Consider the following 19,562-nt stretch of genomic DNA (forward strand, 5'->3'; position numbering starts at 1 on the left):
TCCATCGGAAGGGTGAAACGGTTGCTTGAATGCTTTTCCAGCTATTTTTGCGACTGGTAGCGCGCATCACTCGCGACTACGCGCGAGTCACACGAGTAACCATGTCGACCATTACGCCTCGGCGGGAATGGTGCGCGACCGGCGGCGCCGGCGCCATGCGCCCACCGGGACCGCGCCGGCCAGGCCCACCGCGTACGGCAGGACGGCGACCGCGCCGGCCGCGGACACCCCGCCCTCGGCGGGCAGCACGGGGACAGGACCGGCGGCCTCGGTGTTCTGGATGTCCGGGGAATCGAGGAACCCGAACCGGTCCAGCGGCCAGACGATGACCGCGGCCTTCCCGATGACGTCGTCGACGCCGATCGTCCCGGCGTATTCGTCGGTCACGTGCTCGCGCGAATCCGCCGACGCGGCGCGGTGGTCACCCATCACCCACAGCCGCCCGTCGGGCACGGTCACCGGGCCGAACGCGCGGCGCTCGATCGGGCTGTCCTCGAAGATGTAGGGCTCCTCGAGCGGCTCGCCGTCCACGGTGACCCGGCCCTCGGTGTCGCAGCACGCCACCGTCTGGCCCTCGGTGGCGATGACCCGCTTGACGAAGTCATCCTCGCGCGGCGGGGCGACACCGATCGCCCGCCCCAGCCACAGCAGCGCCCCGCTGACCCAGTTGTCGGGTTCGTCGACCGCGATCTCCGGCGTCCAGGTGTCGGGCCCGCGGAAGACGACGATGTCGCCGGGTTCGGGCTCACCGAACCAGTAGGGCACCTTGTTGACGAGCACGCGGTCGCCGGTGCAGCCGGTGCAGCCGTGCAGCGTCTGCTCCATCGAGCCGGACGGGATGAAGAACGCCTGCACGAAGAAGGTCTTGACCACCAGCGCCAGCACGAAGGCGATCAGCAGCAGGATCGGGAGCTCGCGCAGCAGCGAGCCCTTCCCGGCGGCCCGGTCACGGCGGCGGCCCGTGGCGGGCACGGCGCCCCCGGCGGTGGACGTCTCGTCGGGGTCCGGTTCGCCCGGTTGTCCCGGAACGACGTCGGCGGGCCCCCCGGGCCGGTCGCTGCTCATCGATAGCCAGCGTACGACGCGGGTGGCCCGCCGAGATCCAGCCGGTGGAGCCGGCTGTCAGGCGTGTCCTCGCGGGAGGTCAGCGCGCGACGGTCTCGCGCTTCTCCTTGATCTTGGCGGCCTTGCCGCGCAGCTCGCGGAGGTAGTACAGCTTGGCGCGACGCACGTCACCGCGGGTGAGCACCTCGATCTTCTCGACGACCGGGGTGTGCACCGGGAAGGTCCGCTCGACGCCGACACCGAAGCTCACCTTGCGGACGGTGAAGGTCTCGCGGATGCCACCGCCCTGGCGGCGGATGACGACGCCCTGGAAGACCTGGATGCGGGAGCGGTTGCCCTCGATGACGCGGACGTGCACCTTGACGGTGTCACCCGCGCGGAACGGGGGGACGTCGTCGCGCAACGAGTCGGCGTCGAGTGCGTCCAGCGTGTTCATCTCGGCAGTCCTCATGTTCTGGCTACGTACTCAGCAGCGGGTACTCAGCAGCGGGTCGATCTCGGTCCGGACAGCGAAACGCCCCGGCTGTCCGTTCCCGGGGAGCTGCGGCTCCGCGAGGAGCTATCGACGACGGAGCCGTCGGTCAGCAGCGACTCTCTACTGTGCCACACCTTCAGGTCACGATGCGCGGCGGGCCCGTCCACGGGCCGTCCAGGACCTCCGGCAGCACGGCGGCGAGCTCGAGGGGCGCGAAGGCCTCGGCGCTCGCGGCGATCTCGTCGGGCGTCCACCACCGGTGCGGCTCGTCGGCCAGCACCTCGAGGTCGGTGCGCGCCCCGGGTGCGACCTCGTGGACGACGTCCCGGAGGACGAAGAACGTCTCTCTGGAGTCGAACACCTGGCTGCCGAACGCGCCGACGTGCCGGCGGAACCAGACCGGCCCCTCCAGCGCCGCGGCGTCGACGCGGAGTCCGATCTCCTCGGCCAGCTCCCGGACGGCGGCCGTCCGCGGCGTCTCGCCGTTCTCCACTCCCCCACCGGGCGTGTACCAGAACAGGACGTCACCGGGTGGCCGCTCGGGGTCGGTCAGGCGCGCACCCAGCAGCAGCACCCGGCCGGCCGGGTCGAGGACGACGACGCGGGCGGTGGGCCGGACGATCGCCCGGTCAGTCACCGGCCAGCGCCGCGCGCTCGGCGTCGGTCAGCGCGTCGTCGGGGAGCGCCGCCAGCAGGTCGGGCCTGCGGGCCGCGGTGCGGCGCAGCGACTCCGCGCGCCGCCAGCGGTCGATGGCCGCGTGGTCGCCGGACAGCAGGACGGGAGGCACCTCGTGCCCGCGCCAGGTGGCCGGGCGGGTGTAGGACGGGCCCTCGAGCAGGCCGTCGGCGTGCGAGTCGAACTCGACCGATTCCCGGTTGCCCACGACGCCGGGGATGAGCCGGGTGACCGCCTCGGTCATGACCAGGACGGCGGACTCCCCGCCGGCGAGCACGTAGTCGCCGATGGAGACCTCCGAGACCGGCCCGGCGTCGGCGGCCCAGTCGGGGACCCGCTGGTCGATGCCCTCGTAGCGGCCGCAGGCGAAGACCAGCCCGGGCTCGGTGGCCCATTCGGCGGCCATGCGCTGGGTGAAGGGCCGGCCGGCAGGCGTGGGCACGACGAGACGGGTTCCGGGTGGCCGGACCGCCTCCAGCGCCAGGGCCCACGGCTCGGGCTTCATCACCATGCCGGGGCCACCGCCGTAGGGGGCGTCGTCGACGGTGCGGTGCACGTCGTCGGTCCACTGCCGCAGGTCGTGCACGCCGACGCTGAGCAGCCCGCGCTCGATGGCCTTGCCCAGGAGCGACTGGCGCAGCGGCGCCAGGTACTCGGGGAAGATCGTGACGACGTCGATGCGGAAGGCGCCGCTCACAGGTCGAGCAGCCCCTCGGGCGGGTCCACCACCAGGAACCCGCCGGCGACGTCGACGGTCGGGACGATCGCGGAGACGAACGGGATCAGCGTCTCCCCGCCCTCGGCGCGGCGGACGACCAGCAGGTCCTGCGCCTCGTGGCGGACCGCGGTGACCTCGCCGAGGACCGAGTCGTCGGTCAGCCGCGCGGTGAGGCCGACCAGCTGGTGGTCGTAGTAGGAGTCGGGCTCCTCGATCTCCGGCAGGTCCGCGATGGGGACGAGCAGGAGGGTGTTGCGCAGCTCGTCCACGGCCTCGCGGATGTCGTAGACCGCGCCGGAGGCGTCGGCCAGCTGCAGCAGCAGGGTGCCGCTGTGCCACCGCTTGTCGACGACGGTGAGCGGCCCGCGCTCGGGCGGGTCGGTGGCCAGCACCGACCCGGGGGCGAAGCGGAGGTCGGGGTCGTCGGTGCGGACCTCGACGGTGGCCAGACCACGGACACCGTGGGGCCGGCCGATGCGGCCGACCACCACGGTGTCGGTGGGTTCGCTCTGTGTCACGTGCTGGCGCTCGAAGAGCTCGTGCTCAGCGCCCGTCGGTGTCGACGACGTCGACCCGCAGGCCCCGTCCACCGACCCCGGTCATCACCTGGCGCAGCGCCTTGGCGGTGCGCCCACCGCGGCCGATGACCTTGCCGAGATCGTCCGGGTGCACCCGGATCTCGAGGGTCTTGCCGCGGCGGTTGGTGAGCAGGTCGACCGTGACGTCGTCGGGGTTGTCGACGATGCCCTTGACCAGGTGCTCGAGCGCTTCTTCGAGCACGTCTTACTCGGCCGGCGTCTCGGCCGGGGCAGCCTCGGCCGCGGGGGCCTCGGCGGCGGGGGCCTCGGCAGCGTCGGCCTTGGGGGCCTCGGCCTTGGGGGCGGCCTTCTTCTTCGGGGTGGTGGCGCCGGCAGCCGGCTCCTCGCCCATGGAGTTGCGGACGGCCTCCTCGTAGAGGGCCTTCTTGTCCGGCTTCGGGGCGGCGACCTTCATGGGCGGCGGCGCGGCCTCACCCTTGAACTTCTGCCAGTCGCCGGTGACCCGGAAGATGGCGGCGACGGCCTCGGTCGGCTGCGCGCCGACACCCAGCCAGTACTGCGCGCGCTCGCTGTCGACCTCGATGAAGGACGGGTCCTCCTTCGGGTGGTACTTGCCGATCGTCTCGATCGAGCGGCCGTCCCGCTTGGTGCGGGCGTCGGCGACGACGATGCGGTAGTACGGCGCGCGCATCTTGCCCAGGCGCATGAGCTTGATCTTGGTGGCCACGGTGTGTGGTGTTCTCCTCGAACGCTGTGTGGTTGCTCGCCGGGCGGCGTGTGGGGGTACGCCGGGGCGGAGCGATGGACACGCGCGGGCATGGTGAGAGGGCCGCACCCGACGTGTTCGACCATCCATTGTGCCAGATGCGGGGTCCCGCCGGATCAGGCCCTGGAGCAGCGCACCCGGTCCCGCGCCGGTAGCGGCAGCGGGTGGTCGTCGACGGCGGGATCACCCGTCCGCGTCGGCCCCGTCCTCCGCCGCTACCAGGAAGCCGCCCCAGCCGTCGTAGGTGCCGCCGTGCCGGTTCACGATGCCCACCACCTCACGGGTGAAGGCGGCGGCGGTGTCGTGGTCGACGGCGGTCATCGCGCTGAACTCCAGCCACACGGTGAGGAACCGGCGGCGCAGCCCGTCGATCCGGTAGCCGGCGGCGACCAGCTCGCCCCCCGCCGCCTCGGCTGCCTTCCGCGACCGGAACCCGGCGAGGTGGTCGATCGGGCGGGGCTCGTGCGCTTGATCCCCCAGGCTCAGGCGCTCCTCGACCAGCTGGGCACCGAGCGCCACCTGTTCCTCGACGTCCCGCGGCACGTCCTCAGCTCCGGACGGCGGCCAGCACGCGGGTCGCGGCGCCGTCGACCGGGATCTCCTCGCGCTCGCCGGTGGCCCGGTCGCGCAGCTCCAGGACGCCGTCGACCAGGCCGCGGCCGACGGTGACGATCGTCGGCATGCCGAGCAGCTCGGCGTCCTTGAACTTGACCCCGGGCGAGACCTTCGGGCGGTCGTCGTAGAGCACGGTCAGCCCCGCGGCCACCAGCTCGGCGGCCAGCCCCTCGGCGGCCTCGAAGATCGCCGGGTCCTTGCCGGTGGCGACGACGTGCACGTCGGCCGGGGCGACCTCGCGGGGCCAGACCAGGCCGAGTTCGTCGTGGGTGGACTCGGCGATCGCCGCGACTGCGCGGGAGACACCGATGCCGTAGGAGCCCATCGTGACGGTGACGAGCTTGCCGTTCTCGTCGAGCACCTTGAGGTCGAGCGCCTCGGCGTACTTGCGGCCCAGCTGGAAGATGTGGCCCATCTCCACGCCGCGGGCGAGCTCCAGCGGGCCGGAGCCGTCGGGCGCGGGGTCGCCGGCGAGCACCTCGGCGGCCTCGATGACGCCGTCCCAGGTGAAGTCGCGGCCGGCCACCAGGTCGAACACGTGCTTGCCGGGCTGGTTGGCGCCGGTGATCCAGCGGCTGCCGGTCACGACCCGCGGGTCGACCAGGTAGCGGATCCTCGACTCGCTCTCGCTGCCGAGCACCTGGGGGCCGATGTAGCCCTTGACCAGCGCCGGGTGCTTGTCGAACTCGGTGAACGGCTCGACCTCGGCCGGGGCGACCTGCGCCTCCAGGCGCTTGGCGTCGACGTCGCGGTTGCCGGGGATGCCGATGACCAGCGGCTCCCGCGTGCCGTCGGGGTGCACGAGGGTGACGACGACGTTCTTCAGCGTCGAGGCGGCGGTGTAGCCGGCGTCGGGGAACAGTTGCTGGGCGACGGCGACCAGCGTCTCGATGGTCGGGGTGTCGGGGGTGTCCTCGACGTGCGCCTCGGGCAGCCCCTCGAGCGGGATCTCGTCGGGGACGACGGTGGTGACCGCCTCGACGTTGGCCGCGTACCCGCCGGGCGAGCGGACGAAGGTGTCCTCACCGATCGCCGTCGGGTGCAGGAACTCCTCGCTCTTGGAGCCGCCCATGGCCCCGGACATCGCCGAGACGATGGCGTACTCCAGGCCGAGCCGGTCGAAGATCCGGATGTAGGCGTCGCGGTGCGCGGCGTAGGACTTGTCCAGCCCGGCGTCGTCGACGTCGAAGGAGTAGCTGTCCTTCATCGTGAACTCGCGGCCGCGCAGCAGGCCGGCCCGGGGTCGCGCCTCGTCCCGGAACTTGGTCTGGATCTGGTACAGCGACAGCGGCAGGTCCTTGTACGACGAGTACAGGTCCTTCACCAGGAGCGTGAACATCTCCTCGTGGGTGGGGCCGAGCAGGTGGTCCACGCCGCGGCGGTCCTTGAGCCGGAAGAGGTTGTCGCCGTACTCGGTCCAGCGGCCGGTGGCCTCGTAGGGCTCCTTGGGCAGCAGCGAGGGGAAGTGCACCTCCTGCGCGCCCATCGCGTCCATCTCCTCGCGGACGATGCGCTCGACGTTGCGGAAGACGCGGAAGCCCAGCGGCAGCCAGGTGAACCCGCCGGGGGCGGCCCGCCGGATGTAGCCGGCACGGGCCAGGAGGCGGTGACTGGCGACCTCGGCGTCGGCCGGGTCGTCCCGAAGGGTCCGCAGGAACAGGGAGGACATCCGCAACAGCACGCCAGGAGTCTCCCAGGCCCGTCGAAGCGGTTTCCCGACACGTCCACCGGCCGGGCCCCGGACCGGGCACGACCTCGTGGGCGGCGGTCGCCCCCTCGGGCCACGGGCCCCGGCGGGGAGCGTCGAGTGGCTACGATCGGGCAGGTCGGAGGCGCATCGACACACCCCCGCCGCGGGGCCGATCCCGGGAGCGAGGAAGTCCGTGGGCCGAGACCGTCAGCACGACGATCGCGCCGGCCGGCCGCTGCCCCCGCGGCTCGACCCGCGCGCCGGTGCGCAGCCGCGGTCCCGTGCCGGCGCGAGCGCCGCCGGGCTGCGACCGCCGGACCGCCGCCGACGCCTCGTGCTCGGGAGCCGGGTCCTGGCCGGCGTCCTCTCGGTGCTGCTCCTCGCCGGCTCGGGCTGGGGCTGGTACCTCGGCCAGGTCGCCGACGCGACGGTGAACCGGACCGACGCCATTCCCGCCGACGGCAACGAGGACAGCGGGGACGTCGGCGAGGCGATGAACCTGCTGCTGGTCGGCAACGACAGCCGCAGCGCCCTCACCGACGAGCAGCTGGCCGAGCTCAACGCCGGCACCGACTCCGGCACCAACACCGACACGATGATCCTGGTGCACGTCCCCGCCGACGGGTCGCGTGCGTCGTTCGTCTCCTTCCCCCGCGACTCGTGGGTCGAGATCCCCGGCCACGGCGAGGACAAGCTGAACGCCGCCTACGCCTACGGCTACGCCGCCGCCGACGACGCCGCGGACGAGGCGGCCCGCCAGGCGGCCGGCGCCCAGCTGCTGGTGCGGACGATCAGCCGGCTCACCGGGCTGCAGATCGACCACTACGCCGAGGTGGACCTGCTCGGGTTCTTCGAGCTCAGCTCGGTCGTGGGCGGCGTCGAGGTCAACCTCTGCGAGGCCGTCGACGACCGCGAGTGGTCGGGCGCGGTCTTCCCGGCCGGCCCGCAGACGATCAGCGGCGCCGACGCGCTGAGGTTCGTCCGCCAGCGGCACGGCCTGCCCGGGGGCGATTTCGACCGCATCGTCCGCCAGCAGGTCTTCATCGCCGGGGTCCTGCGCAAGATGCTCTCCGAGGACGTGCTGCTGGACCTCAGCAAGCAGCGGGAGCTCGTGCAGGCCGCCGCCGAGTCGCTCACCGTGGACGAGGACCTGAACCTGCTCCAGCTCGCCGAGCAGATGCAGTCGGTCACCACGGGCAGCATCGAGTTCCAAACCGTGCCCAACCTCGGGATCGACCGGGAGGGCAGCGCCTCCATCGTCCGGCTGGAGGACGAGGCGACCCTGCGGCAGTTCTTCGCGCAGCTGTCGGCCGAACCCGAGGACGCCGCACCGGAGGACGCCGCCCCGGCGGACCCCGTGGACCCCTCCGAGGTGGCGGTCGCCGTCTTCAACGGCTCGGGGACGAGCGGGCTGGCAGCCGAGGCCCAGGCCGACCTCGAGGCCGCCGGCTTCACGGTGGCGTCCACGGGCAACGCCGACTCCGCCGACTACGAGCAGACCGAGATCCGGCACGCCGCCGGCGACGAGGCCCTCGCCGCCACGGTCGCCGCCGCCGTCCCCGGCGCTGTCACGCGGCTCGTCGACGACGCCACGCCGGGCACCGTGCAGCTCGTCCTCGGCGCGGACTTCAACGGCATCGGGGAGGCCACCGACGCCCAGCCGCCGGCGGAACCGGTGGAGGGTGAGGACGCCCGCACCGCCGCCGACACCGGCTGCATCAACTGACCCGCCGGCCGCTCCCGGCCGCGGGCGCTCAGCCGACGAGGCGGCCGCGGAGGATGGTTCGTTGCGGGCGCCGCAACGAGTCGAGGTCGGCGCGCGGATCGGTCTCGTAGACGACGACGTCGGCCGTCGCCCCCTCCTCGATCCCCCGCAGCCCGAGCCACTCGCGCGCCCGCCAGGACCCCGCGGCCAGCGCCGCCTCGGCGGGGATCCCGGCGTCGCACAGCGCCCGGATCTCGTCGGCGATCACGCCGTGGTCGATGCCGCCGCCGGCGTCGGTGCCGGCGAACACCGGCACCCCGGCCTCGTAGGCGGCCCGCACGACGGCGCCGGAGTTCGCGTACAGCCGCCGCATCGTGCTGGCGTAGCTCGGGAACTTCTTCTCCCCCGCCGCCGCGAAACCCGGGAAGTTCTCCACGTTGACCAGCGTCGGGACGACGGCGGTGCCGCGGCGGGCCATCTCGCCGATGAGCTCCTCGGTCAGCCCGGTGCCGTGCTCGATGCAGTCGATCCCGGCCTCGATGAGCCCCGGGAGCGCGTCGGTGCCGAAGGTGTGCGCGGTGACCCGGGCACCCTCCTCGTGGGCCGCCGCGATCGCCGCCGCGAGGACGTCGGCCGGCCACTCGGGCGCGAGGTCACCGACCGACCGGTCGATCCAGTCCCCCACCAGCTTCACCCAGCCGTCACCCCGGCGGGCCTGGATCCGCGTCTGCTCGACGAGGTCGTCGGGCTCGATCTCGATGCCCAGCCCCGGGATGTACCGGCGGGGGCGGGCGATGTGCCGCCCGGCCCGTATGATCGTCGGCAGCTCCGGGTCGTCGTCCAGGGCCCGGGTGTCGACCGGCGACCCGCAGTCCCGCAGCGCCAGCACCCCGGCGTCCCGCTCGGTCAGGGCCTGCTGCCGTGCGTGGGCGAGGTCCTCGACGTGCCCGCCGCCGCGCGCGATGCCCACGTGGCAGTGCGCGTCGACCAGCCCCGGGAGCAGCCAGCCGCCCCTGATGACCGTCTCCGCGCCCGGCACCGGCTCGAAGGTGAACCGCCCGTCGCGCACCCAGACGTCGCGGTGCTCCCCCTCGGGCAGCACCACCCCGGACAGGTGCAGCGACGGCAGCGTGCTCACCGGCCGCGCTCGTCCTTCAGCTGGTCGAAGTTGAGCTTGGTGAGGTCGGGCAGGCCCTGCCCCGGCGGCAGACCCGGCATCCCGGCGCCGCCGAAGGGGTTGGCACCGCCCGGGAAGCCGGCGCCGGGCGGCAGGCCGGGCGCGCCCACGGGACGCCGGGCCGGGCCGCCCTTCCCCTTGCCCTTCTTCCCCTTGCCCTTCTTGGACTGCGCCTGCATCTGCCGGCCGCGGGCCTTTTTCGACATCGGGCCCATGCCGGGCAGGCCCATGCTGCCGGCCATCTGGCCCATCATCTTCTGGGCCTGGGCGAACCGCTCGAGCAGCGAGTTCACCTCGGTCACCGTCACGCCGGAACCGTTGGCGATGCGCACCCGCCGCGAGGCGTTGATGATCTTCGAGTCGACCCGCTCCTGCGGCGTCATCGACCGGATGATCGCCGCGGTGCGGTCGAGGTCGCGGTCGTTGACCTGCGCGAGCTGCTCCTTCATCTGGCCGGCGCCCGGCAGCATGCCCAGCAGGTTCGCGATCGGGCCCATCTTGCGGATCGCCATCATCTGCTCGAGGAAGTCCTCGAGCGTGAAGCCCTCGCGGGAGGCGAACTTGCCGGCCATCTTCTCGGCCTGGTCGGCGTCGAAAGCCTGCTCGGCCTGCTCGATGAGGGTCAGCACGTCACCCATGCCGAGGATGCGCGAGGCCATCCGCTCGGGGTGGAAGACGTCGAAGTCGGTGAGCTTCTCACCGGTCGAGGCGAACATGATCGGCTGGCCGGTCACGTACCGCACCGAGAGCGCCGCACCACCGCGCGCGTCGCCGTCGAGCTTGGTCAGGACGACGCCGGAGAAGCCGACGCCCTCCTGGAAGGCCTGCGCCGTGGTGACGGCGTCCTGGCCGATCATCGCGTCGACGACGAACAGGGTCTCGTCGGGCTGCACGGCGTCGCGGATCGAGGCGGCCTGGGCCATCAGGTCGGCGTCGATGCCCAGCCGGCCGGCGGTGTCGACGACGACGACGTCGTGCATCGTGCGGCGGGCGTGGTCGATCGAGTCGCGGGCCACCTGCACCGGGTCGCCGACGCCGTTGCCCGGCTCCGGCGCGTAGACGTCGACCCCGGCCTGCCCGGCCACGATCGAGAGCTGGTTGACCGCGTTGGGCCGCTGGAGGTCGGCGGCGACCAGCATCGGGGTGTGGCCCTGACCCTTCAGCCACCGGCCGAGCTTGCCGGCGAGCGTGGTCTTACCGGCGCCCTGCAGACCGGCGAGCATGATCACCGTCGGCGACTGCTTGGCCAGCCGGATGCGGCGGGTCTCGCCACCGAGGATCTCGATGAGCTCCTCGTTGACGATCTTGATGACCTGCTGCGCGGGGTTCAGCGCCTGGGAGACCTCCGCACCACGGGCGCGCTCCTTGACGGCGGTGATGAAGGCCCGCACCGCCGGCAGGGCGACATCGGCCTCCAGCAGTGCGATCCGGATCTCGCGCGCGGTCGCGTCGATGTCGGCGTCGGAGAGCCGACCCTTGCCTCGCAGGCCGGTGAAGACCTTGTCGAGGCGGTCGGAGAGGGTCTCGAACACAGCACGTCCTCAGAAGTCACGGGCACGGGCTCGCCGCGCCACCTGGCTCCCAGCGTATCGAGGGAAGTCGAGCCCGGTCAGGCCGCGCGGTCGAGGCGGGGGGCGACCGCCGTCACGGCGGCCTCCCCGGTGACCACGGCGGAGCCGCAGTCGGCGCAGATCCACTCGGGGCACTCGCCGCCGTCCTCGGTGTGCCCGTCGACGCACGGCGGCTGCACGAACTCCCGGTCGTCCCCGCAGCTGGGGCAGGGCCACTGGCGGCTGTCCACGGCAGGCTCCTCTCGGAAAGCGGGACCGGTCCGTCCCGAACTGCCCACGACCGTCGCACGCACCACCGACAGAACCCGGGAGATCAGGGCGGCGTGTCGCCCGCGGTCAGCACGCCGGCGCCCCGCGTGGCGGCCACCAGCGCCGCATCGACCCGCGCGCGCTGGTCTGGGTCCACCGGCGAGCCGGACGGGTTGGCGACGTAGAAGCAGTCGACCGCGTCCCCGCCCAGGGTCTCGATGAGGGCCGACGTCACGTCCAGCCCCTCACCGGCGATGGCGGCGGTGAGCCGGTACAGCAGCCCCGCGCGGTCGCCGGCCCGGACCTCCACGATCCCGGTCGCCCGGCCGCTCACCTCGTGGTTGTGCCAGGAGATGCGGGGCGGCGCCGACCGCGTGTCCTGGTGGTAGTCGGCCTCCCGCTGCCGCAGCCGCTCGGCCAGCGAGAGCGTCCCCTCCAGCGCCGCGCGCACGGCGTCGGCCAGGATCTCCGGCACCGGCGCCCGGCCGAACCGGGGGCGCACCGCGAACACCCCGGTGCCGTAGCCGTCGACCACGGTCAGCTTCGCCGCCCGCACGTCGAGCTGGTTGAGCGCCAGCACCCCGGCGCAGGTGCTGAGCAGGCCGGGACGGTCCGGGGCCCCGATGGTCACCTGCTGGCCGTCGGCGACGTCCTCGATCCCCACCGTGACCGACCGGGTGGCCCCGGGGATGTCCGGGGCGGGTGCGGTGACCTGGGGCCGGGTCGGGTGCAGCACCGGCTGCGGCTCGGACAGCTGGGTCCCGCCCATCTCGGCCTGCACGCGGGCGACCAGCGCGGCGACGAGGTGCGCCTTCCACGGCGACCACGCCGAGGCGCTGGTCGCGGCGCCGTCGGCCTGGGCGAGGGCGTGCAGCAGGTGCAGCACGCTCGCGTCGCCGTCGATGGTCGCCGCCACCCGCTCGACCGTCGCGGGGTCGTCGATGTCCCGCCGGGTCGCCGTGGCCGGGAGCAGCAGGTGGTGGCGGACGAGGGTCCCCAGGACGGCGACGTCGGGCTCGGAGAACCCCATCCGGGTGCCGATCGCGGCGGCGATCGGCTCCCCCACCACGCTGTGGTCCCCCGGCCAGCCCTTGCCGATGTCGTGCAGCAGGGCCGCCACGAGCAGCAGGTCCGGCCGGTCGACGTCCCGGGTCAGCTCCGACGCCGCGGCCGCCGCCTCGATCAGGTGCCGGTCGACGGTGTACCGGTGCCACGGGTGGCGCTGCGGCAGCGACCGGACGCGGTCCCACTCGGGAAGGAGCCGGGAGAGCAGGCCCTCCTGGTCCAGCTGCTCCAGGACCGGCACGGCCGACCGGCCGCTGGCGAGCACCCGGAGGAACGACCAGCGGGCCTCCGGGGGCCAGGGTTCGGGCATCGGCGGGCCGTGCACCGCGAGCACCTTCAACGTGTAGGGCGACAGCAGCAGGTCGGCCCGCGCGGCGGCCGCGGCGGCGCGCAGCAGCAGCCCCGGGTCGGCGGCCGGGCGGGCGTCGCGGGCGAGGACCACCTCGTCGCCCTGCCGGACGACACCCTCGGCCAGCGGCTCGCGGCGGATCCGGCGGTACCGGCCACGGGGACGCCGCACCAGGGCGGCCTCCACGCGACGCCACGTCTCGTCGGCGACGAACGCCAGGCGACGCCCGGCGAGGCTGACCTCGCGGAGCAGGACGTCCTCGTCGGCGAGGCCGAGCGCCACGGCGATCGGGCGCTGCTCCTGGCGGACCAGGACGTCGGTGGCGCGGCCGGAGCGGCGGCGGAGCTCGTCGCGCACGTCGAGCAGGAAGGCGTAGGCCCGCTCGACCTCGGCCGCCGGCTCGTCGACGAGCTGGGCGGCGGCCGCCGCCCGGAGCACCTGCCCCTCCCGGAGCCCGCCGTAGGCCTCCTTGAGGTCGGGTTCCAGCAGGAAGGCGAGCTCCCCCAGCCGGGCGGCCCGCTCCCGGCGCAGGTCGCGCAGCTGCGGCAGCAACCGCGAGGCGTGCTGGCGCCAGCTGGCCAGGGTGGCCGCCCGCAGCCGGGCGGCGAGCTCGGCGTCCCCGGCCACCAGCCGGGCGTCGAGCAGCCCGAGACCGGCCTTGGCGTCGGTCGAGGCGACGGCGACGGCCTCGGCGACCGACCGCACCGAGTGGTCCAGCCGCAGGCCGGTGTCCCAGACGGGGTACCAGAGCGCGTCGGCGACCGCGGCGATCTCCGGCCGCCCGTCGTGCACCAGGACGAGGTCGAGGTCGCCGTAGGGCGGCAGCTCCCGGCGGCCGAGGCTGCCGACCGCCACCAGGGCCACCCCGTCGGTGCCCGTGCGGGGCGGCCCGCCGCGCGCGGCGCGGGCCGGCGGCGTCCCGGCGACGGCGTCGTCGAGCAGGCGGCCGAGCCACGCCTCGAGGGCCGCTCCGCGCTCGACCCGGCCCAGCCCCGGCAGCGCCTCGGTGTCCAGCACGCGTCCCCCTCCGTCGGGCGTCCTCGCCCAGTGCGGTTCCGAAAGTGCAGTCGGCCGGGGCGGCGGGCGATCCCACCACCCCGGCCGACGGGTGCGCTCAGCGCGGACGGCTCAGACCGCGTCCTCCCCGCGCTCGCCGGTGCGGACCCGGACGACCTCGTCGATCGTGGTCACCCAGACCTTCCCGTCACCGATCTGGCCGGTGGAGGCGGCCTCGACGACGGCGTCCACGACACGGGCGGCGTCGAGCTCGCCGACGACGACCTCGATGCGGACCTTCGGCACGAAGTCCACCTGGTACTCCGCACCGCGGTAGACCTCGGTGTGCCCCCGCTGACGGCCGAAGCCCTGGACCTCGCTGACGGTGAGCCCGGCGATGCCGATCAGCTCGAGGGCGTTCTTGACGTCGTCGAGCTTGAACGGCTTGACGATCGCGGTGACCAGCTTCATGCCCGGATCCCTTCCGTGTTTCGGGCCTCGGCGCGTGCCTGGCCGCTCAGTGGTGCGGTGGAACCGCTGCTACCGAGGGAGGCGAGGTCGTAGCCCGACTCGGCGTGCACGACGGTGTCGATACCGGCGACCTCGTCCTCCTCCGTGATGCGGAAGCCCATCGTCTTCTGGATGACGATGCCGATGACCAGCGTAAGGACGAAGGAGAAGACGAGGACGGCGACCGCCCCGACGACCTGGCGCCACAGCTGGTCGACGCTGCCGCCGTAGAAGAGGCTCTCCACGCCGGCCGGGGCGGCCGGGTCGGCCAGGAAGCCGATGGCGATGGTGCCCCAGAGGCCACCGACGAGGTGCACGCCGACGACGTCGAGCGAGTCGTCGTAGCCGAGCTTGTACTTGAGGCCGACGGCGAGGGCGCACAGCGCGCCGGCGATCACGCCGATGATGATCGCGCCGATCGGCGAGACCGACGAGCAGGCCGGCGTGATGGCGACCAGGCCGGCGACGACGCCGGACGCGGCGCCCAGCGACGTCGAGTGGCCGTCGCGGAGCTTCTCCACCAGGAGCCAGCCGAGGATGGCCGCGCCGGTGGCCACCAGGGTGTTCACCCAGGCGACGGCGGCGGTGTTGTTCGCGGCGAGGGCGGAGCCGGCGTTGAAGCCGAACCAGCCGAACCACAGCAGCCCGGCGCCGAGCATGACCAGCGGCAGGTTGTGCGGCCGCATGGCGTCGCGACCGAAGCCGCGCCGCTTGCCCAGCACCAGGGCGAGGGCGAGGCCCGCCGCACCGGCGTTGATGTGGACGGCGGTGCCACCGGCGAAGTCGATCGCGGCGAGGTCGTTGGCGATCCAGCCGCCGATCACGTCGTCGACGTCGAAGGCGAACACCCAGTGCGCCACCGGGAAGTAGACGAGCGTCGCCCAGATGCCGACGAAGACCATCCACGCGCCGAACTTCGCGCGGTCGGCGATGGCGCCGGAGATGAGCGCGACGGTGATGATGGCGAAGACGGCCTGGAAGCCGACGAAGGCCATGACGGGCAGGCCACCGCCCTCGCTGGTCGCGTCCTCCATCAGACCCGCGAGGCCGAAGAACTCGGCGGGGTTGCCGAGCAGGCCGCCGCCGCCGACGCTGTCGCCGAAGGCGATCGAGTAGCCGTAGAGCACCCAGAGCACGCTGACCAGGGCCAGGGCGCCGAAGCTCATCATCATCATGTTCAGCACGCTCTTCGCGCGGACCATGCCGCCGTAGAAGAGTGCGAGGCCGGGGGTCATCAGCAGCACGAGCGCGGCGCTGGTGAGGATCCAGGCGGTGTCGCCGGTGTTGACCACGGCAACCTCCTGTGTCGGGTCGTCGGCCGGGCGGCCGTATCGGTGAAGCCCCGTCCTCCGTGCGGGAGGGGCGACTCGGCGTTCACCGTGCCCGCCGCGTGTTTCCGGGGGCGGCCGTGCCACGTTTCGGAGCCGTGAACTCCCCGCCGCGTTTCCCGTCCCCGCGTTGCGGGCATGTTGCGCCGCCCTCCGAGGGGGCATCCCCGCTCCACGGGCGGAGCACGGCGCGCCAGTTGCGAACGATGTGCAATAAGGTCGTCGGCGTGCACGTGCCCGATGGATTCCTCGACCCGGCCACCTCGGTGGCGACCGCAGCGGTGGCCGCCGGCACGGTGGCGCTCGCCCTCCGCAAGGCCCGCACCGAGCTCGACGACCGCACCGCGCCCCTCGCCGGGCTCGCCGCCGCGTTCGTCTTCGCCGGTCAGATGATGAACTTCCCGCTGCCCGGCCTGCCGGTGAGCGGGCACCTGATCGGGGCGGTGCTCACCGCCGTCCTGGTCGGCCCCTGGACAGCGGTGCTCTGCATGACCGTGGTCCTGCTCGTGCAGGCCGTCCTCTTCGCCGACGGCGGGATCACCGCCCTGGGCACGAACGTCACGCTGATGGCGCTGCTGGCGGTGGTGCTGGGCTACGGCGCCTTCCGGGGCCTGGCCGCCGTCCTGCCCCGGACCCGGGCCGGGATCCTGACCGCCACCGGGATCGCCGCCTATCTCTCCGTGCCGGCCGCCGCGCTGACCTTCGTCGGCCTGTTCGCCCTCGGCGGCAGCGTCGACATCCCGATCGGCACGGTCGCCGCGGCGATGACCGGCGTCCACCTGCTCATCGGCCTCGGCGAGGCGGCGATCACCGTCGCCGTCGTGGGCGCCGTGCTCGCCGTCCGCCCCGACCTGGTGCACGGCGCGGCGCGGCTGCGGAGCACCGCACCGCTGGCCGGCCGGCCCACCGCGGCCACGGGCGTGGCCCGATGACCCGCCGCGGCCGCACCCTCTGGATCGCCGGCCTGCTCGCCGCCCTCGTCGTGGCCGGCGTGCTCAGCTGGTACGCGAGCTCCTCCCCCGACGGCCTGGAGCACGCCGCCGAGCAGGCGGGGTTCGCCCAGAGCGCGGAGGACAGCGCCACCGCCGGCTCCCCGCTGGCCGACTACCTGGTCGACGGTGAGGAGAACCGGCTCTCCGCCGGGGCCGCCGGGGTGATCGGCGTGGTCGTCACCCTGGCGCTGGCCGGCGGCCTGACGATGGTGATCCGCCGCCGCGGCAGCACCGCCGACGTGGGCTGACGTGGGCGCCGGTCACGGCGGCTCGCTGCTCGCCCGGTACGCGCCGGGCAGCACCGCCGTCCACCGGCTGGAGCCGCACACCAAGCTGGTGTCGGTCCTGGCGTTCGCGGTGGTCGTCGTCTCGACGCCGGTGCACGCCCCCTGGGCGCCGGCCGCCTACGGCGGGTACCTGCTCGCCGTGCTCACCGCCGCGGCCGTCGCCGGGGTCGGGCCCGGGCGGCTGGCACGGGGGCTGGTGGTGGAGGTGCCGTTCGTGGCCTTCGCCGTCCTCCTGCCGTTCGTGGCCCAAGGCCCGCGGGTGGAGGTGGTGGGGCTCTCGCTGTCGCAGACCGGCCTGGCCGCCGGGGGCGGTCTGCTGGCCAAGGCGACGCTGTCGATCCTCGCGGCGACCGTGCTGGCGGCGACGACGGAGCCGCGGGCGCTGCTGCGCGGGCTGGAGCGGCTCCGGCTGCCGCAGGTGCTCGTCCAGATCCTCATGTTCATGATCCGGTACGCCGACGTCGTCGGCGGCGAGCTGCACCGCATGCGGATCGCCCGGGAGTCCCGGGGGTTCAGCGGCGGCGGCCTGCGCGGGCTCCGCGTGCTGGGCGCCACCGCGGGCGCGCTGTTCATCCGGTCCTACGAGCGCGGCGAGCGGGTGCACCTGGCGATGCTCAGCCGCGGGTACACCGGCAGCCTGCCCACCGGCCCGGCGGCCGCGGCCGATCCGCGCGCGTGGGCGCAGGCGCTGACCCTCCCCCTGGCGGCGGCCGCCGTGCTGGCGGCCGGGATGCTGCTGGGGTGAGTTCTCCCCCGCCGTCCCTGCTGGTCGAGGACCTCGCCTACGCCTATCCCGACGGGCACCAGGCGCTGTTCGGCGTCGACCTGCGGGTCGAGCGGGGTGAGCGGGTGGCGCTGCTGGGCCCCAACGGTGCGGGGAAGACGACGCTCGTGCTGCACCTCAACGGCATCCTGCGCGCCGGCCGCGGCCGGGTGGACGTGGCCGGGCTGCCGGTGGAGAAGCGCACCCTGCAGGAGATCCGCCGCCGGGTCGGCGTGGTGTTCCAGGACCCCGACGACCAGCTGTTCATGCCGACCGTCGGCGAGGACGTCGCCTTCGGCCCGCGCAACCTCGGGCTGCCCGAGCCCGAGGTCGCCGAGCGGGTGGCGGCCGCCCTCGAGCAGGTCCGGATGGCCGACGCCGCCGACCGCCCGCCGCACCACCTGTCGTTCGGCCAGCGCCGCCGGGTCGCCGTCGCCACGGTCCTGGCCATGCAGCCGGAGATCGTCGTCCTCGACGAGCCGTCGTCGAACCTGGACCCGGCCGGCCGACGGGAGCTGGCCGAGGTGCTGGCCGAGCTGCCGGTGACCCTGCTGATGGTCACCCACGACCTGCCCTACGCCGCCCAGCTGTGCCCCCGGTCGGTGATCCTGGACGGCGGGGTGGTGGTCGCCGACGGCCCGACGCCGGAGGTGCTGACCGACGCCGGCCTGCTCGCCGCACACCGGCTCGAGCTGCCCTACGGGTTCGACCCCACGCGGCTCTAGGCGCGGCCCGCCGACGGGCGGGCTACGCCTCGCCGCCCACCAGCGCCTCGGCGAAGGCGCGCGGCTCGAACGGCGCCAGGTCGTCGGGGCCCTCACCGAGGCCGATCAGCTTCACCGGGATGCCGAGCTCGCGCTGCACGGAGATGACGATGCCGCCCTTGGCCGTCCCGTCGAGCTTGGTGAGGACGACGCCGGTCACGTCGACGGCCTGGGTGAACACCCGCGCCTGCACGACCCCGTTCTGGCCGGTGGTGGCGTCGAGCACCAGCAGCACCTCGGTGACCGGCGACTGCTTCTCCACGACGCGCTTGACCTTGCCCAACTCGTCCATGAGCCCCGACTTGGTGTGCAGCCGCCCGGCGGTGTCGACGACGACGGTGTCCGCCTCCGACTCGACGCCGGTGCGCACCGCGTCGAAGGCGACCGCCGCGGGGTCGGCGCCCTCGCGGCCGCGAACGGTGAGCACGCCGACCCGCTCGCCCCAGGTCTCGAGCTGGTCGGCGGCGGCCGCCCGGAAGGTGTCGGCGGCGCCGAGGATCACGCTCTTGCCGTCACCGACGAGGACGCGGGCGATCTTGCCGACGGTGGTGGTCTTGCCGGCGCCGTTCACGCCGACGACCAGCACCACACCGGGCCGCCCCTCGTGCCGGCCGGTCCCGAGGGTGCGGTCGAGGTCGGGCCCCAGGACGGCGGTCAGCTCGCGGACCAGCAGCTCCCGCAGCTCGGCGCCGGAGGCGGTCGCCAGGACCATCGTCTGGGTGCGCAGCCGGTCGACGATCTCGGTGGTGGCCGCCACCCCGACGTCGGCGGCCAGCAGGGTCTCCTCGATCTCCTCCCAGTCGTCCTCGGTGAGCTTCTCCCGGGCGAGGACGGTGAGCAGCCCTCGCCCGAGCGAGGACTGCGACCGGGCCAGCCGCGAGCGGAGGCGGATCAGCCGGCCGGCCGAGGGCGGCGGCGTCTCGAACACCAGCCCCGGCTCGGGCTCGGCCGGGGGCAGCTCGACCGGCGCCTCGGTCTCCGGCGGGAGCCCCAGCCCCGACGCGGTGGCGCCCGTGGGGCGCGGCTCCTCGACGGGCGCGGGCGGCCGCGGGCGGGTGAGGGTCGTGCCTGCGGTGGCGTCGTCGTCGAGCCGGAAGGTCCGCCGGCCGCGCCCCACCAGCAGGCCCACTCCGAGGATCACCGCGACCACCAGGATCGCGATCGCGATCAGCACGAATTCCATGACCCGAGTCTCCCAGCACTCCTCCGGGAAGCTCCGCGGGGACACCGTTCCCCTCCGGCCCCGGCGTAGGACAGGCTGT

At 73.9% G+C, this 19,562-nt stretch carries 21 protein-coding genes; 5 read left to right on the top strand and 16 right to left on the bottom strand.

Annotated elements, in window-relative coordinates; translation table 11 throughout:
• Positions 1–111: 111 nt before the first annotated feature.
• From lepB to ABDB74_RS15535, 9 genes are all read right to left on the bottom strand, one after another.
• Positions 112–1,065, bottom strand: coding sequence for a signal peptidase I (gene lepB, locus ABDB74_RS15495; protein ID WP_346619656.1), 954 nt, complete (start codon positions 1,063–1,065; stop codon positions 112–114).
• A 79-nt stretch (positions 1,066–1,144) separates the two neighbouring features.
• Positions 1,145–1,501, bottom strand: coding sequence for a 50S ribosomal protein L19 (gene rplS / locus ABDB74_RS15500; RefSeq protein WP_346619657.1), 357 nt, complete (start codon positions 1,499–1,501; stop codon positions 1,145–1,147).
• Between the two features lie 175 nt (positions 1,502–1,676).
• Complete coding sequence (locus tag ABDB74_RS15505; RefSeq protein WP_346619658.1) at positions 1,677–2,177, bottom strand: NUDIX domain-containing protein; 501 nt, start codon at positions 2,175–2,177, stop codon at positions 1,677–1,679.
• The gene (gene trmD, locus ABDB74_RS15510; protein ID WP_346619659.1) at positions 2,170–2,913 is read right to left on the bottom strand and encodes a tRNA (guanosine(37)-N1)-methyltransferase TrmD; all 744 of its coding nucleotides are present in this window, start codon (positions 2,911–2,913) and stop codon (positions 2,170–2,172) included. The genes ABDB74_RS15505 and trmD overlap by 8 nt, the downstream gene beginning before the upstream one ends.
• Positions 2,910–3,452: a ribosome maturation factor RimM gene (gene rimM / locus ABDB74_RS15515; RefSeq protein WP_346619660.1), complete on the bottom strand. Its 543-nt coding sequence runs from the start codon at positions 3,450–3,452 to the stop codon at positions 2,910–2,912. The genes trmD and rimM overlap by 4 nt, the downstream gene beginning before the upstream one ends.
• 25 nt (positions 3,453–3,477) lie before the next feature.
• A complete protein-coding gene (locus ABDB74_RS15520; protein ID WP_113799223.1) occupies positions 3,478–3,714 on the bottom strand; it encodes an RNA-binding protein in 237 nt (78 codons plus the stop codon).
• A 3-nt stretch (positions 3,715–3,717) separates the two neighbouring features.
• Positions 3,718–4,200, bottom strand: a complete 483-nt coding sequence (rpsP, locus tag ABDB74_RS15525) for a 30S ribosomal protein S16 (RefSeq protein ID WP_346619661.1) — start codon at positions 4,198–4,200, stop codon at positions 3,718–3,720.
• A 222-nt stretch (positions 4,201–4,422) separates the two neighbouring features.
• Positions 4,423–4,782 carry a ribonuclease E inhibitor RraB gene (locus tag ABDB74_RS15530; RefSeq protein WP_346619662.1) on the bottom strand — a complete coding sequence of 120 codons (360 nt, stop codon included), beginning with the start codon at positions 4,780–4,782 and terminating at the stop codon, positions 4,423–4,425.
• A 4-nt stretch (positions 4,783–4,786) separates the two neighbouring features.
• Positions 4,787–6,535, bottom strand: coding sequence for a proline--tRNA ligase (locus ABDB74_RS15535; RefSeq protein WP_346619663.1), 1,749 nt, complete (start codon positions 6,533–6,535; stop codon positions 4,787–4,789).
• A 202-nt stretch (positions 6,536–6,737) separates the two neighbouring features.
• Here ABDB74_RS15535 and ABDB74_RS15540 point away from each other — a divergent pair, with 202 nt between their 5' ends.
• On the top strand, positions 6,738–8,270 hold the full coding sequence (locus ABDB74_RS15540; protein ID WP_346619664.1) for an LCP family protein: 1,533 nt from the start codon (positions 6,738–6,740) through the stop codon (positions 8,268–8,270).
• A gap of 28 nt (positions 8,271–8,298) precedes the next feature.
• On the opposite strand, the gene ABDB74_RS15545 is transcribed toward ABDB74_RS15540, so the two are convergent.
• From ABDB74_RS15545 to ABDB74_RS15570, 6 genes are all read right to left on the bottom strand, one after another.
• Positions 8,299–9,387 carry an amidohydrolase family protein gene (locus tag ABDB74_RS15545; RefSeq protein WP_346619665.1) on the bottom strand — a complete coding sequence of 363 codons (1,089 nt, stop codon included), beginning with the start codon at positions 9,385–9,387 and terminating at the stop codon, positions 8,299–8,301.
• A complete protein-coding gene (gene ffh, locus ABDB74_RS15550) occupies positions 9,384–10,958 on the bottom strand; it encodes a signal recognition particle protein (protein ID WP_346619666.1) in 1,575 nt (524 codons plus the stop codon). The genes ABDB74_RS15545 and ffh overlap by 4 nt, the downstream gene beginning before the upstream one ends.
• A 77-nt stretch (positions 10,959–11,035) precedes the next feature.
• A complete protein-coding gene (locus tag ABDB74_RS15555; RefSeq protein ID WP_346619667.1) occupies positions 11,036–11,227 on the bottom strand; it encodes a hypothetical protein in 192 nt (63 codons plus the stop codon).
• Positions 11,228–11,310: 83 nt separating this feature from the next.
• Positions 11,311–13,677, bottom strand: a complete 2,367-nt coding sequence (locus tag ABDB74_RS15560) for a [protein-PII] uridylyltransferase (protein ID WP_346619668.1) — start codon at positions 13,675–13,677, stop codon at positions 11,311–11,313.
• Between the two features lie 111 nt (positions 13,678–13,788).
• Positions 13,789–14,127, bottom strand: a complete 339-nt coding sequence (locus tag ABDB74_RS15565; protein WP_346619669.1) for a P-II family nitrogen regulator — start codon at positions 14,125–14,127, stop codon at positions 13,789–13,791.
• On the bottom strand, positions 14,124–15,458 hold the full coding sequence (locus ABDB74_RS15570) for an ammonium transporter (RefSeq protein WP_346619670.1): 1,335 nt from the start codon (positions 15,456–15,458) through the stop codon (positions 14,124–14,126). The genes ABDB74_RS15565 and ABDB74_RS15570 overlap by 4 nt, the downstream gene beginning before the upstream one ends.
• 263 nt (positions 15,459–15,721) lie before the next feature.
• Between ABDB74_RS15570 and ABDB74_RS15575 the strand changes: the two genes are divergently transcribed.
• Genes ABDB74_RS15575 through ABDB74_RS15590 form a run of 4 tightly spaced genes read left to right on the top strand, consistent with a single transcriptional unit; the run spans position 15,722 to position 18,261 of the window.
• Positions 15,722–16,426 (top strand): energy-coupling factor ABC transporter permease, encoded by a 705-nt coding sequence (locus ABDB74_RS15575; protein ID WP_346619671.1) that lies wholly within the window; start codon positions 15,722–15,724, stop codon positions 16,424–16,426.
• Positions 16,423–16,734: a PDGLE domain-containing protein gene (locus tag ABDB74_RS15580; protein ID WP_346619672.1), complete on the top strand. Its 312-nt coding sequence runs from the start codon at positions 16,423–16,425 to the stop codon at positions 16,732–16,734. Before ABDB74_RS15575 ends, ABDB74_RS15580 begins: the two co-directional genes overlap by 4 nt.
• 1 nt (position 16,735) lies before the next feature.
• Entirely contained in the window at positions 16,736–17,518 is a 783-nt protein-coding gene (cbiQ, locus tag ABDB74_RS15585) for a cobalt ECF transporter T component CbiQ (RefSeq protein ID WP_346619673.1), read from the top strand.
• The gene (locus ABDB74_RS15590; protein WP_346619674.1) at positions 17,515–18,261 is read left to right on the top strand and encodes an ABC transporter ATP-binding protein; all 747 of its coding nucleotides are present in this window, start codon (positions 17,515–17,517) and stop codon (positions 18,259–18,261) included. The genes cbiQ and ABDB74_RS15590 overlap by 4 nt, the downstream gene beginning before the upstream one ends.
• Positions 18,262–18,283: 22 nt before the next feature.
• Here ABDB74_RS15590 and ftsY read toward each other — a convergent pair whose 3' ends face one another.
• Positions 18,284–19,483: a signal recognition particle-docking protein FtsY gene (gene ftsY / locus ABDB74_RS15595; protein ID WP_346619675.1), complete on the bottom strand. Its 1,200-nt coding sequence runs from the start codon at positions 19,481–19,483 to the stop codon at positions 18,284–18,286.
• Between the last annotated feature and the right edge of the window lie 79 nt (positions 19,484–19,562).

The sequence above is a fragment of the Blastococcus sp. HT6-4 genome, from assembly GCF_039679125.1.
Classification (GTDB): Bacteria; Actinomycetota; Actinomycetes; order Mycobacteriales; family Geodermatophilaceae; genus Blastococcus; species Blastococcus montanus.